The organism is Vibrio sp. D173a, assembly GCF_030248475.1.
This window is the reverse complement of sequence record NZ_JAHGAH010000643.1, coordinates 1-742: the sequence shown is the minus strand read 5'-3', so window position 1 is coordinate 742 and position 742 is coordinate 1. Positions and strand designations below refer to the sequence as shown.

Here is a 742-nt window from a genome sequence, read left to right as displayed (position 1 = left end):
TATTACGTGAAGATGACGATGCTGAGCTTGCGAAGCGTGCCAGCGAATAACTGATGGTCATACCGCTTAAACTAAGCGGTAGTCTTAAATTAGTGATAGAATGCCGACAGTGATTGTCGGCATTTTTGTATCCGGCAGATAAATTCAACCAGTGAGAGTTTTTGTGAACTATCAAATCATTACCCAATTGAAAGACCTTGAACGTGTATGTCAGCAAGCCCGTGAAGCCGATGTTGTTATGCTTGATACGGAGTTCGTTCGAACCCGAACGTATTACCCGCAATTAGGTTTGATTCAGTTATTTGATGGTGAAACCCTGTCTTTGATTGACCCGATCGCACTGGACGAGATGACGCCATTTGTATCGCTACTTAAAGATGCTTCGGTACTGAAAGTGCTGCATGCATGTGGCGAAGACTTAGAAGTGTTCCAAAACGAGTTTGGCTGCACACCAACGCCAATGGTAGATACTCAGATCATGGCCGCATTCTTAGGTCATGGCTTGTCAACGGGCTTTGCCGCTCTGGTATCAGAGTTTGTCGGTATCGACCTTGATAAGAGCGAATCACGCACCGATTGGCTAGCTCGTCCACTGTCACAAAAGCAGCTTGACTACGCAGCGGCGGATGTTTACTACCTAATGCCAATGTACAACAAGTTACTTGAGAAAGTGATGGAAGCCGGCTGGTGGGATGCCGCTCAACAAGAGTCTGATCTGCAAGTGAGCAAGCGTATTCGCTCT

General features: G+C 46.5%; 1 pseudogene. It reads left to right on the top strand.

Annotation, left to right across the window (positions count from 1 at the left end):
* Positions 1-163: 163 nt before the first annotated feature.
* Positions 164-742: pseudogene (locus KIV40_RS28180) on the top strand (ribonuclease D); the annotation flags it as partial.